Genomic DNA, 13,876 nt, shown 5'->3' on the forward strand with positions numbered 1-13,876 from the left:
TCATCCTTCCCCTTTCACTAAGAGGTATAGGTATTGCCCAGGGTGCTGATTGTCTCTCACTAAATCGGAGACTGCAAAACCCTGACTCAAATAATGGGTAAACACTTCACTTGTTTTCTCTCTCCATTGTTTAGCAAGCTTGAAATCTGTCTTTTTGATTTCCTGAAATTGTCCAGGCACGGGGACGAAAATATGCGGACTATTCAGTGTCAGGTCTGTTCTCTCCGGAAAAGGAAAATCGTCTTTCTCACATATATAAAGAGCATATGGAATAGTTGCTTCTTTCGAATATGATCTAGTTGGCTCATTCAAATGCCATTCGACCAAAAAACGATCTGTCGGGATCCCGGCATTCAAATTATCCGCCATTTCACCGTAAACATTAGGAATATACTCCGTGGCAATAGCTCCAAGCTTATGTAAGTTCAGATTTCCGTTGACGGTTTCCAGCGGATCGTAAGTCCAGGTGATCAGGTCATATCCCATCTCCAGTGCTGTTTCTTTTTGAGCGATTTTCAGTTTTTCTCCGATTCCAAATTTGCGGTAATCCGGATGGATGCCTAAACTGTGGGATACGAGATACACTTTTTTCCCGTCAAACCCCGGAAAGCTGTATTGAAATCCAATGAGCTCCGATTGAAAAAATGCCCCCAGAATAAAGCCGCCGTTTTTCACTGCAGCAACACTTTGATTCACAGGCACAGCATCCTCCATGCTCCAGATCATTGCTTCAAGACGCTTGACTTCTTCCAATTCATGAACCGATTGAAGATTGCGGATAATCAATGATTCCTGCACTTCTTTTTTCAAAAAATCTCTCCTCCATATTTACCATGGCTGCTGATCTGCCTCCAGTACCATTTGTGTTAAAATCTTTGTGCCATAAATTAAAGCTTCTTGATTAAACTGCATCTTCGGGTGATGCAAACCTGGCTTTAATCCGCAGCCAAGTCCGATCATTGTCGCTGCAATTCCTGGATTTTTTGCGGTGTAAAAATGAAAATCCTCTGCCCCGGGAGATACACAGGCCTCTTCAGCATTCTCTTCGCCGAGAATGGAGGTGATCGCTTTTCGTGCAATCTCAATCGCAGTAGTATTCTTTACCGCTGCCGGTGAATATTCCTCTACCTTTGAAGTGATTTCTGTTTCGGTTAACTCTCCGATCTTTGAAATCGTATGCTCCGCTTTCTTAAGAAGCATGTCCATCGTGTCAATCGATTCAGCTCTCAAATCAAGGGTAAAGCGAGCTTTCTCAGGGATGGAATTGGAGGCTTCTCCCCCATGCAGTTCCGTTATTTTAATTGAATAATGATCAGCTGCATTCAAGCGTATTTGGCGTATCGCCCCGATTAACAGGGCTGAGGCTTCAAGCGGATTAATTCCTAGTTCTGGTCTTGCAGCGTGAGCAGGTACCCCTTTTATAACTCCTTTTATACTTGCAGTTGAACTATGCAGAATAACGGGTGCGGCTTTTCCAAAAGGAATTTCCATCACTGGGCGCACATGGATGCCGGCAAGAAATTTCACATTCTGAAGTACGTTTTCCTCAATCATTTTAAGGGCACCTGCCGCTTTTTCTTCTGCCGGCTGAAAGATAAAGCGGACCGTATGCTTCAGCTTCTGTTTTGAAAGAGCCAGTGCAGTAAACAGAACCATTGTACTATGTGCATCGTGGCCGCATGAGTGGTTAGGCTTAATCTCGCCGTCTACTTCCTGAACCAGGGCATCCATATCTGCCCTGAGAGCGATAATATTCGATTTCTCCCCTTCAAGATCTGCGGTAAAACCGAAATGCCCTTCATAGGTTTGGACCTTGAAGCCTGCATTCACTAGTTTTTCTTTTAAATACTGTGAGGTTTTTTCTTCCTCCCAACTGGGCTCGGCAAGCTGATGCAGTTCCTGGTAAGTTTTTAGAATTTCTTCCTTATGTTCGTCTGCAAAGTTCATCCTGTCTTGCCTCCTATCAAAATATCATATGAGCGAATACTACTATAATAGGCAGTGTAATTAACGTTCGGATTAAGAAAATCAGAATCAAATCAAAAATAGTGACCGGAAGCTTTGAACCAAGCAGTAAACCGCCTACTTCAGACATGTAAATAAGCTGCGTAACAGATACACATGCAATAATAAATCTTGTCATTTCGCTTTCAATCCCGCTGCCGATTACTGCCGGCAAAAACATATCCGCAAATCCGACCACCATAGTTTGAGCTGCTTTATCCGCTTCTGGCACTTGCATTAAAGTTAGAATCGGCTCAAAAGGTTTTCCCAAATACGTAAAAAATGGAGTGAATTCCGCAACAACCAGCGCCACCGTACCAATAGCCATCACGATCGGCAACACCCCAAACCACATATCAGCGACATTTTGAACTCCCTCTCTTAATACAGCACGAGGTCCGTCATTCTTTTTTGCTTTAGATACAGCTTGCTGAAATCCCCATTTGAAGATGGAAATGTCAGGCAGCATTTCAGTTTCTTCTTTAAGATCCGTTTTTTCATAGCCAGTATCGGCTTTTCTTGAAAGCGGCGGTATGCGCGGCATGATGAGAGCGGCAGCAAGTCCCGCAACAACAATCGTTCCATAATAATGAAGAAAATACTGTTCTAATTTCAAATAGTTAATAACAACGATTGTAAACGTGATGGAAACAACAGAAAAAGTTGTCGCAATAACTACGGCTTCACGCTTTGTATAATACCCTTCCTCATATTGCTTTGTTGTTAAAAGAACCCCAATTGTCGCATCCCCTACCCATGAAGCCAGGCAGTCAAGTGAAGCTCGGCCAGGGAGCGTAAACACAGGTCTCATGATTTTTAAAAACAGAGCTCCAAAAAACTCCAGCAATCCAAAGTTTAATAGAAGCGGCAGCAGCAGCCCTGCTAATAAAAATGTAGAAAAGAGAATCGGGATCAAATCATAGATTAAAAGACCTCCTGTATTCTCTGAAAAGATTATTTCAGATCCTATCTTATAGAAGGTGATAACCGCAAAAACGGTTCCGAGAACTCTCGCCATCAGCCAAAACCGGCTGACGTTCAGCAGCGTATTTAAATAAGAACTTTCTGTTATAAATTTCGGCTTCATGACTGCAGCAGCAAGTGATCCTGCTGTGGAAAGAACCATAATTAAAACAGTAATAGCAGGAATAAAATCACCTATGTACGAGTTAATCTGTCCGGCTAAAAAAGCAACCGGAATGGTCATCCCGTCTTCCGTCATGATTGGCAATATAAATAAGAAGATTCCAATCAGTGAAGGAATCAAGAATGTTAAAATGTCTCCTGCATGAAACGTTTTGAACTCTGCTTTTTCATTTAATTTCGGCACTCCATTCATCTAGACCCACCCCCATGTATGTTTTCACTCTAAAAATAACCCCTGATCCGTATAAAGCTGTTCTAATGTTTGCTGTCGAATGCTGATTCTGTCGCGGTCCCGATGTTTAACACCCTCCATAATCACTTCCAATAAACTGACGACAGAGGCTATGGAATGATGACCCGAATCTGCCTTTTCCTCAGTTGTCAGCGCGATCTCGGCAAGCTGTCCAACAGGAGATAGCTGCCTATTTGTAATGGCTATCACCTTTGCCCCTTGTGCTTGTGAGCATTTTGCAAGCTCAAGGGCTTCTTTTCGGTATCTTGGAAAAGAGAAAATGATCACAGCAGAATGCTGATTCAGATCGTGAATTTCTTCAAGGGAGAATCCATCCGGGCTTGATATCATTACATTTCCCCTATATTGCTTTAGGGTGTAATGCAGCCAGTAGGCAGCTCCGTAGGAACTCCCAAACCCGCCAATGTAAATATGGTCTGACTGAATTAAATGATCCACTGCCTTCCAAATTTCATCCTCATCGATTTGCAATAATAATTGCTTTAAAACAGATGCTTCTTTATCAATAATCCTGCTGAATAAGTTCTTTTCCTGCTGTTCTTGTGTGAGTGAAGGAATTTCTTCTGCCGGCTGTTTTTTTTCCAGCCAGTCCCTGCGCACGGCCTCCTGCATGTCTGAATAGCCTTTAAAACCTAATGCATAGGCCAGACGAATGACAGTCGTCTCACTCACACCCGCTTTTTTCCCTAATTGAAAAGCAGTAAGCAACGCTCCTTCATCCTTATGAAGAGTAAGAAATTCAGCTGCTTTTTTCTGTCCTTGCGACAAAGAAGAATAGGTTTCTTTAATAATTTGTGAGATTGATTTTGATTTCATGTCGGCTCCTTTTTATTCGCATGCAGGAAAAACTTCATTTTTTATATTATAGTAAATTTTATCCTTCATATTCAACCATTATTTTATTATTCTGAAATTAACCCGTAAAAAAATACGGCAGATTTCCTTTTGGGAGATCTGCCGCACTTTATCAATCTGCTAATCTATTAATTTAAAACCTTCACATTTAATTCTCTCTTACCGAATGCCATTGCTGCATCTTCTGTTGGAATGAAGACATCAATGCGGTTTCCTTTAATAGCACCGCCAGTATCTTCTGCTGTTGCATAGCCGTAGCCTTCAACATATACCTTAGATCCAAGCGGAATCACGTTAGGATCTACAGCGATTACTTTCTTATCAGGGTTTGCTCTTAAATCAACACCTGTAGCAGTTGTCCCTGAGCAGCCTTCACAAAAAGCTGTGTAAGCTGTAGCAGTAACTGTTACTTCTTTCGCAACACCTTCTACGTCGTTTTCTGAGACTGCACTTGCAGAAGCTTCATCCACAGAAGGGTTTTGATCCTTCGGTTCTGGTTTTGGCTCAGGTTTAGCTTCCGGCTTTGGTTCTGGAGCCGGAGCAGGCGCTGGTTCTGATGCATTGTCAGCGTCACTGTAGATCACAAGCTCTTGACCAGGATGAATAATATCTCCTGATAACCCATTTTTCTCAGAAATATGCCCTACACTTGCGTCAAATTTCTCTGCAATGCTCCAAAGCGTATCGCCTGAAACAACTGTATATACTTCTTCATCTGATATCTTTAATGTATTGTCTGCAATTATTATGTCTGATGATAAGTTGTTCCAGTTTTTAATATCATCTACTGAAACCTTATGTTCTTGAGATAGGCTCCAAAGAGTGTCTCCTTTATCCACTACGACCTCTTCTGCCTGTGCGCTAAATCCTGCTGTAGTTGTTAGTGCGGCTACAGCCGCTAATGAAAAGATAGTTTTTTTCATTTTTTTTCCTCCTTCAGCAATTACGATGGTTCCCATGTTATCACAAAAAGGAGGCTTGTAAAAAACAGCGAGATAATAAATCTATTACAATTGTAACAGCGCTATAACAATAACCTTACTAAAAAACTGAAAATTCCCACTTTATTCCTTGTTTTCTTTAAAAAAAATCTTATATTCTAGTTATTTTTTCACCTTCCTACTATAATGTTTCGTTATATTAGCCCAGTTTGGATTTCCGTTACTTGGGGAATTTGAAAAGTACCGTTTCTGTTTTTCTATAGTTAATAGATAAAGAAAAGAAAAGCACCTCATTTATTTTAATTGCATTGAAACCATTCAAAAATGAAAATCGTCTTATTTATAAAAGGCACAAAGGGGTAATCAATCATGGGTAAATTATTAAAGAAGATGGATATGACAAAACAAGATCTTATTTTTGGAATTACAGGCTCTTTACTGGTCGCTTCATTTGTACAATTCCTATCTTAAACGTTTTCTTTTTGCGTGAGAGTTTTTTGTTCTCTATAATACACGAGAAACCCCTTGATTTTTGATCAAGGGGTTTTCCATTTTTCTAAAGACTGATCGCTTCCTCCGCCTTCAACCGGTTCCTCCTCACAGCATATCCAACTGCAAGTGCCCATCCAATTAAAATAAAGCCATATACAAATGGCACTGCAGAAGTGTCAACAGCCCAAGTCGTAAGCAGAGTTCTTGAATTTGTCAGAACAATAAATCCTCCAACAAGGACACCAAGCAGATAGGCCGGCAGTTTTTTGACAAGCCATGCCGCAATCGGAGCTGCGACAATTCCTCCAATCATGAGTGCCGCAACCCAATACCAGTTTACCTGTTCCCATCCGAGTGAAATGAAAAATCCAAGTGTCGCAGAAACAGCAATCGCAAACTCACTCGTATCAACGGTGCCCACAACCTTTCGTGCAGACGTTCCTTTCTGAGACAGAAGCACCGGAGTTGCAATCGGTCCCCATCCTCCTCCGCCAGTTGCATCTGCAAAGCCTGCAATTAATCCAAGCGGGATGGATTTTTTCCGGGTTAGAGGAATGGTTTCACTTTGCTGCTGTGCTTCATGATGAAACAAAAAGCGCAGCAGAACATACAGACCTAATACTAAAAGAAATATAGCTATAAATGGTTTAGCCAGATCTCCGGGCAAGTTGCTGAGAAAACAAGCACCTGCAAATGCACCAATCGATCCCGGAATAATTAATTTGTACACTGCCTGCTTATCGACATTCCCAAATTTAATATGAGATGCTCCTGATGCCGCAGTCGTAACGACTTCTGCCAAATGAACTGAAGCAGAAGCAACTGCCGGTGCAATGCCGAATGTCAGCAGCAGCGTTGTTGATGTCACGCCGTAGGCCATTCCCAAAGACCCATCAATAAGCTGAGCCAAAAAACCGATGAAAGCAAAAATAATTAACTTTCTCAAAACAATTCCTCCCCCTTTGGAAACAAAAAAGGTCCTTAACAAAATGTTAAGGACCTTTGGTTATCCAATCAGTCTGATTATTAGAAATATTCATATGTAATTTTATTATACATAATTCCTATGTGTTTACAAGGAATAATTTTCTGTTCTTGAATTTATATTTTTGATGATCTTTTCACCAAATTGCACCAACTTTTTCTTTGATTAAAAAAATCTGATAAACTAAATGAAAAACAAGATTTATCTCTTAAGAAACGGAGTGTCTCCCCCTTTGATACTAGGACCCAGAGTTTTAAAGACAGGATTATCCGTTACACTTGCATTATTTATCTGCTCTGTCTTTCAGCTTGAGCCTTCGGTTTTTGCAGGTGTTGCAGCTATATTTACTATTCAGCCATCCATTTACCGGACATGGAAGCAAGTGCTTGATCAGCTTCAGGCGAACACACTTGGAGCCTTGCTTGCTCTATTTGCTATTTTCTTTTTCGGCAGTAATCCGATTGTGACTGGGGTTGTTGTGATTTCAGTCATTTTAATCAGCTTAAAGCTCAAAATGGAAGCGACCATATCGCTGACTTTAGTAACGGTTCTGGCCATTATGAGTGCTCCCGGCAATGAAGACATTTTATTTGTCTGGAATCGATTCTTAATCATATTAATAGGCATAGCCTCTGCATTTTTTGTTAATCTGCTCATATTTCCGCCAAAGTATAAAGAAAATTACTTTACTAAAGTTCAATCGGTTTTTGAAACCATGTCCTTATTGATGAGGACAGCCATCTCAGATGAATTAACCGAGAAATATTTTCAGGAAAAGCAAAAGGAATTTAGAAGCGAGCTTCAGAAGCTTGAGGATCTATACGAAATTTTTGACGAAGAACGGGAAAAAATGGCAAAGGTAAATCCAGTGAACGTCAGGGAGCTTGTCGTTTTTAAACAAATGCTGAAAACGATCCAGCAGGCAGCTGATGTCTTAAAAGTCATTGAAGAACATTACTTTCAAAGCCGCAGCACGACGGTTGACGATCAATTATTTGATTCCCAGATTGAACAATTAATTAAATGGCATGAATATCTCCTCTTTAAATATGAGGGCAAAATCAAGGCCAATGATCAGTTTGAAGATGACACGTTAATCAGGGAAAGCAGAATTTTCCTGATTCAAATGATGGAATCTGATTCTGAAAAGCTCGAAAATCAGCGTTTAACTGTTGTTGCTTCAGCTATTTATGAATATGCTTTCCAACTGCAGCGTCTTGATCAGCTTGTGGACAGATTTGTGAAAAAAGCTGTCAGTCAGTAAGTAGCTGACCCATTCTAAGCTCGGCCATTTAAAATTTCATATCATACATGATCATTTCTTGCTGTTCAATATGAATGATGTAATTTTGGACAATACAAAAAAAGTCCGGCTTTTCGCCGGACTTTTCATATTAACCTTAAGCAGATTGTACTCTTTTCTCAGATAACGCCTGAGAACTGCGCTTTGTTTTTTTGATTTTAGGAACAGGTATGATATAACCGCTATGCGGTATAAACTGCAGAATTCGGATAAATGTGACTGCAATCAGCATGACGGCTAGAAACATCAGAGGAACATTAGATACTGTCCAATAATGATCCGGCAGATGATTTGCAAAAAGATACAGGATCATCGGATGAATCAGATAAATTCCCATTGAATATTGTCCAATCAGCTTCAATGGCTTATTGATCACATTCCACTTTGAAAGCAGCGGATATATACCGATCGTAGCAATGCACAGAAGCGGAAGATTAATTAAGTTTGTCAGCCTCCGGTTAGATACTTGTCCAGTCACCCTGTACTCTACGACTGCACCTGCAGAAACGAGCAGGGCAACAGCAAGCATTTGCCGCGGCCGCTTCGTTGCAAAACGGACAATTTCATCCCAGAAATACGCAAGAACTCCGCCAAATGCAAAATAGAATATCCAGATCGGCATAAACGTTTTGCTTGCTAAAAACTCACCAATAGCCCCTTCAATTTCCGGATTAAATCCAAATAATTGATAACTGATGATGAGAGCAAGAAATGCAAAGACAATCATTAGCGCCTTTGTCCGAAACAGCTTTTGTATAAATGGAAAAATAAAATAAAACTGAACCACAATGGCTACGAAATAGAGGTGATAAAAAGCTTCTCCCCTAAGAATCTTCGTTAATTCTGAACCAAGATCTCCGAAAGACTGCTGATCATAAACATAAATCAAAAAACGATAAACCAAACTCCAGATCAGAAAGGGAATCAGAATCTTAGAAAAGCGTGACTTTAGAAAGCTTCCCATTTCGAACCCTTTCCTCTTTACTTGATAAAAAAGAAGAAACCCGCTGATGACAGCGAATGCTGTTGTACCAAACCTGCCTAACTGATTAATAAAATAAGTAAACCAATGCCATGTTTGCTCATTGGCATAATATTGTGTCGCAGTTACATGTACTCCGACCACTGCGATGCAGGCAAAGGCCCTTAAAAAATGGATCTCAAAAATGTAATTTCTGCTTTTTGAACTTGCAGCACCTGCAGAATGAGCAGACATTCATTTTCCCCTCCCTTTATTCTAGGTCACATCTTAGTTTAGATTGAATCCCGAAACAAGTGGTGCTTTTTGTAAAAACGCGTTCTTTCGTATCGAACCGACCCCAGGGACATTTGATTCAGCAGCACATAATGTAAGCGCTTTATCTATTGATAGCACTATGTTAGTTTTTATACCTATAGAAACAGCCGCTGAAAAAGTTAGTTGAATAGTCATTAATCTTTGGCGGATATTCTATTTTATGGAAATAGAAAGAAATGTTCTTATTGCTGCTGGATCTTAAGAATCACATTTCGAAATTAACATAACCTAACATTATCTTCTCAGACAAAGGCGTGTTACTTAAATGAAAGATCCTTATGAATGCATTATCATTGGCGCAGGTATCGCAGGACTGCAGGCAGCTATACAGCTCGGACGATATAATCGCAAGGTTCTTGTGATTGATTCCGGTTCAGGCCGTTCTACCCTATGCAGAAGTTACCATAATATTTTAGGATGGCCTGAGGGTGTTAGCGGTCAAACGCTTCGGAAGCTTGGTAAAGAGCAGGCTGAAAAGTCAGGTGTTCATTTTTTGAATGGCCGTGTAACAGGAGTCAAGAAAGCTGGTTCTATCTTTCATGTCGAAACAGCAAATGGTGAAAAGCATAAGGCAATGAGAATTTTACTGGCAACCGGATTGACGGATCGCCTGCCTGATTTGCCAAATCTTCTGCCATGTCTTGGGATCAGCATCTATGTCTGCCCTGACTGTGACGGCTATGAGGTGCAGAAAAAAAAGACATTGATACTTGGTTCAGGAACAGCTGGAGCAAATCTCGCTCTTACTCTTACATATTGGACAAGCGATCTTACTTATATCAACCATGAAAAAGAAAAGGTGCCGGAGGAGATAAAAACGAAATTGTTTGAGAAAGGAATTGTCTGCGTGGAGGAAGCTATTGCTTCTGTTTTAGTGAAAGCCCCTTCTGAGTTTATAGGAGTCAAACTGTCAGACGGAAGAAAGATTGACGGCGAACGGGCATTTACTGCATTTGGAGGCAATACCGTTCACTCTGAATTAGCAGGAATGCTTGGAGCAGAAAGACTCCAGAACAAGCATGTAGTGGTGAATCCCCGAACTAAAGAGACGAGTATACAGTATGTCTGGGCTGCGGGGGATATCGGTGTTCATTCCGAACAAGTCACAATCGCAATGGGGGATGGCTGTCAGGCAGCGATATGGATTCACAAGAGTTTGCTTGAAGGTAATCGCACCATTTCACATCAGGCAGATTAAAAGCCGGCTCATCGGCCGGCTTTCTTCTATTTATTTATATTTTTTAAAAATCAGCGACGCATTATGACCGCCAAATCCAAGTGAATTGCTTAGTACAACGTTCAGCTCTTGATTTCTTGCTTCATTCGGAACATAGTCCAAATCAAGCTCTGGATCAGCTGTCTCATAATTGATTGTAGGCGGAATGACCTTATCTCTGATCGCCATTACAGAAAAAATAGCTTCGATTGCACCGGCTGCCCCGAGCAGATGACCCGTCATGGATTTTGTTGAAGAAATCGGAAGCTTATAGGCATGGCTGCCGAATACCGCTTTGATGGCCTGTGTCTCGTAAAGATCGTTATAATGAGTGCTTGTTCCATGGGCATTAATGTAATCGACGTCAGCAGGCTTCAGTTTTGCATCCTCAATCGCCATCAGCATGGAACGCTGACCGCCTTCGCCTTCTGGTGCAGGTGTAGTAATATGGAAAGCATCACCCGTTGCTCCATACCCTGCAATTTCACCGTAAATTTCTGCGCCCCTGGCCAGTGCGTGGTCAAGCTCTTCAAGGATTAAAATACCTGCTCCCTCTCCAATGACAAATCCGTTTCTGTTTTTATCAAAAGGCCTTGAGGCTGTTAGCGGATCAGGGTTATCAGACAAAGCTGTCATGTTAGAAAATCCGGCAACCGTCATCGGAGTTATGGCTGCTTCTGTTCCACCTGTAATCATTACATCAGCATCTCCGCGCTGGATCACTTTAAAGGCATCGCCAATTGAATTCGCGCCGCTCGCACAGGCAGTAACAGTACAAGAATTAATTCCTTTCGCACCAAGCTCAATGGAAACTCTCCCTGCTGCGAGATCAGGAATCAGCATTGGAATAATAAAGGGACTGACCCGTCTTACTCCCTTGTCCAAAAATTTAATGTGCTGCTCTTCAAACTCGCCTAAACCGCCGATGCCTGAACCAATCCAGACTCCGACTCTGGCTGCATTCTTTTCATCAATGATCAGATCTGCATCCCGGACGGCCATTTTGCTTGCAGCTACAGCGAGCTGTGTAAACCTGCCCATTCTGCGTGCTTCTTTCATATCCATGTACTCTTCGGGTTTAAAATCTTTTACTTCTGCAGCAACTTTCACGTTATAAATACTAGAATCGATATGAGATAAGGGTCCAATTCCGCTTATCCCCTTTTTAATACGATCAAAGCTTTCTTCAGCTGTACCGCCAACCGGCGTGACAGCTCCAAGACCTGTTACAACAACTCTTTTTTTCACCCTTAATCGCCTCCCTGAAAATGGTTATGTAAAGATATTCTATCATCAAGCATCAGGCTCTTTCCACCAATCTTCTCTCTTTAAAGAAATGCCAGCTAATCATTGAAAAAATAGTTTAAAAGACTTAGTATTTAATTAGTAAGAAAATTTACTGATTTTACATATTATAGAAATCTTTTTTCTGCGGAAAAAATTACCTAAGGAGTGAACAATTGAATGGGTGTTACGCTCAGCAAAGGTCAAAAAGTTGATTTAACTAAATCCAACCCCGGTCTTCAGAATGTCATTGTAGGATTAGGATGGGATGTGAGTCAGCATGGGGCTAATTACGACCTCGATGCCTCTTCTTTCTTGCTTGGACAGTCCGGCAAAGTAAACAGTGATCTTGACTTCGTTTTTTACAATAATCCTTCCGGCGGAAATGGCTCGATTCTATACACTGGTGATAATCGCACAGGTGCAGGACACCAGGATGATGAACAAATTCAGATTAATTTAACGGCTGTCCCTCAGTCCATCCACCGTATTGCCTTTACCATTACGATTCATGATGCACAAATGAAGCAGCAAAACTTTGGACAAGTTCAAAATGCGTATGTCCGAATTTTTAATCCACTTAATAATGAAGAGCTTCTTCGCTTTAATCTTGGCAGAGACTTCACTGTTGAAACAGCGATTGTGGCAGCAGAGCTTTACCGCCATAACGGCGAATGGAAATTCAATGCAATTGCAAGCGGCTTCCAGGGCGGACTTGCGGCACTTTGCCGGAATTTCGGAGTAACTGTTGATGATGAGCCGGCACCTGCGGCAGGCATTCATTCCCAAGGATTTCAGCAAAGCCAGGCGCAGCCTGCTCCATCATACGGTCAGCAGAATCAGGCATTTGGACAGCAAAGTCCGTCCTATAGTCAGCAGAATCCATCTTATGGGCAGCCGGCATTTGGGCAAACAAGCGGGTCCTATTCACAGCCTCATTCCCAGGGATCACAGACATACAGCGGCGAAAACATCAGCTGCACCCGCTGTCACTCAACGAATGTCAGAACTGGAGAAAAAGGATTTGGTCTTGGAAAAGCGGCTGTCGGCGGTTTAATACTCGGTCCTGTCGGCCTGCTTGGCGGATTCATCGGAAAAAACAAGCTGAAGTTCACATGCAACAGCTGCGGAAATTCATGGTCTCCAAATCAGACAGACTATGCAGATTGGGCCAATCAGCAAAAAAGAAAAGCAATGGAATTGTTCCAGAAGTATAAAAGCCAGGATGTGCTCGAAGCCGTTGTTTCTGCATGCGCACTAGTAGGAATGGCAGATGGTAGATTAGATCCGGCAGAGCGTCAAAAAATGATGGAATTTGTGAATCAGAGCGAGGAATTGCGCGTTTTTGATACAAATAAAGTCATACAGCAATTCAATTTATATGTACAGCGAATCGAAAGGGACCCTATGATTGGCCGTGCTGAAGCATTTAAAGCACTTGGCAGAGTCAGGTCAAAGCCTGAAATTGCCAGACTTGTAGCACGCTACTGCATCGCAATCGGCTATGCTGACGGCCATTTCGATCACAATGAGCAAAGAGTGGTAGCTGATATCTGCAATGAACTTGGATTAAATCCAAATGAATTTCTTTCATAAGAAAAGCGGAAGCGCCAGACATTGAAACGCAAAATTTTATATCTGCTTATCTCATAAAAATGGAACCCCTGAATCAATCAGGGGTTCTTTTTTATGAAAAAAGGCTGTTACATTTTCTCACACACTTGAAGTACTTACGATTTTTCTATAGTAGAATAAGAGAAAATCAGAAAAAAATTTATCCTTCCCTGATCATATAAACCCCTCTTCTTGGTTTTACGACAGAAGGATAGCGTTCAATGACCTTTACCATAAATGCGGAGGGAGACGATACCCGTTTGCCTGTCTGAGCTTCCAGATCATCTGCAATTTGTTTGGGAGTAGCTACTTTTCGGTTCCTTAAAAGGTGAAAAGCAGCTGCAATCAATTCATTAGACTCTTTTTTTGTATATCTCACAGTTCTCCATCCCTTTCTGATAAAATTCCTATTTTATCTATTTTACTTGGAAATCCCCCTTAAATCTACAACGTTTTAAAACGTTAAAGCGTTGATTCGTATAATTA

At 41.4% G+C, this 13,876-nt stretch carries 12 protein-coding genes; 3 read left to right on the plus strand and 9 right to left on the minus strand.

The genetic code is table 11. From position 1 onward, the window contains the following. From E2R53_RS13700 to E2R53_RS13725, 6 genes are all read right to left on the minus strand, one after another. Nucleotides 1-810, minus strand: coding sequence for a GNAT family N-acetyltransferase (locus E2R53_RS13700; protein ID WP_133312336.1), 810 nt, complete (start codon nt 808-810; stop codon nt 1-3). Nucleotides 811-828: 18 nt separating this feature from the next. Beyond that, on the minus strand, nt 829-1,947 hold the full coding sequence (locus E2R53_RS13705; RefSeq protein ID WP_133312337.1) for an amidohydrolase: 1,119 nt from the start codon (nt 1,945-1,947) through the stop codon (nt 829-831). 16 nt (nt 1,948-1,963) lie between these two features. After that, nucleotides 1,964-3,343 (minus strand): YjiH family protein, encoded by a 1,380-nt coding sequence (locus E2R53_RS13710; RefSeq protein WP_133312338.1) that lies wholly within the window; start codon nt 3,341-3,343, stop codon nt 1,964-1,966. A 24-nt stretch (nt 3,344-3,367) separates the two neighbouring features. After that, nucleotides 3,368-4,219 carry a MurR/RpiR family transcriptional regulator gene (locus E2R53_RS13715; RefSeq protein ID WP_133312339.1) on the minus strand — a complete coding sequence of 284 codons (852 nt, stop codon included), beginning with the start codon at nt 4,217-4,219 and terminating at the stop codon, nt 3,368-3,370. Nucleotides 4,220-4,386: 167 nt separating this feature from the next. Then, on the minus strand, nt 4,387-5,181 hold the full coding sequence (locus tag E2R53_RS13720; protein ID WP_133312340.1) for a 3D domain-containing protein: 795 nt from the start codon (nt 5,179-5,181) through the stop codon (nt 4,387-4,389). Nucleotides 5,182-5,755: 574 nt separating this feature from the next. Continuing rightward, entirely contained in the window at nt 5,756-6,637 is an 882-nt protein-coding gene (locus E2R53_RS13725) for a sulfite exporter TauE/SafE family protein (RefSeq protein ID WP_133312341.1), read from the minus strand. 271 nt (nt 6,638-6,908) lie between these two features. Between E2R53_RS13725 and E2R53_RS13730 the strand changes: the two genes are divergently transcribed. Next, the gene (locus E2R53_RS13730) at nt 6,909-7,940 is read left to right on the plus strand and encodes an FUSC family protein (protein WP_133312342.1); all 1,032 of its coding nucleotides are present in this window, start codon (nt 6,909-6,911) and stop codon (nt 7,938-7,940) included. A gap of 136 nt (nt 7,941-8,076) precedes the next feature. Here the strand turns inward: E2R53_RS13730 and E2R53_RS13735 are convergent, their stop codons facing one another. Then, nucleotides 8,077-9,195, minus strand: a complete 1,119-nt coding sequence (locus E2R53_RS13735; protein ID WP_133312343.1) for an acyltransferase — start codon at nt 9,193-9,195, stop codon at nt 8,077-8,079. Between the two features lie 346 nt (nt 9,196-9,541). On the opposite strand from E2R53_RS13735, the gene E2R53_RS13740 reads away from it, so the two are divergent. Beyond that, on the plus strand, nt 9,542-10,474 hold the full coding sequence (locus E2R53_RS13740) for an NAD(P)/FAD-dependent oxidoreductase (RefSeq protein ID WP_133312344.1): 933 nt from the start codon (nt 9,542-9,544) through the stop codon (nt 10,472-10,474). 30 nt (nt 10,475-10,504) lie between these two features. Here the strand turns inward: E2R53_RS13740 and fabF are convergent, their stop codons facing one another. Further along, nucleotides 10,505-11,740 (minus strand): beta-ketoacyl-ACP synthase II, encoded by a 1,236-nt coding sequence (gene fabF / locus E2R53_RS13745; RefSeq protein WP_133312345.1) that lies wholly within the window; start codon nt 11,738-11,740, stop codon nt 10,505-10,507. Nucleotides 11,741-11,956: 216 nt separating this feature from the next. On the opposite strand from fabF, the gene E2R53_RS13750 reads away from it, so the two are divergent. Then, a complete protein-coding gene (locus E2R53_RS13750; RefSeq protein WP_133312346.1) occupies nt 11,957-13,372 on the plus strand; it encodes a TerD family protein in 1,416 nt (471 codons plus the stop codon). Nucleotides 13,373-13,550: 178 nt separating this feature from the next. On the opposite strand, the gene E2R53_RS13755 is transcribed toward E2R53_RS13750, so the two are convergent. Beyond that, a complete protein-coding gene (locus E2R53_RS13755) occupies nt 13,551-13,769 on the minus strand; it encodes a Rok-like winged helix domain-containing protein (RefSeq protein WP_070875820.1) in 219 nt (72 codons plus the stop codon). Nucleotides 13,770-13,876: the final 107 nt, after the last annotated feature.

The organism is Peribacillus frigoritolerans, from assembly GCF_004358755.1.
In the GTDB taxonomy this organism is placed as follows: domain Bacteria; phylum Bacillota; class Bacilli; order Bacillales; family Bacillaceae; genus Bacillus_P.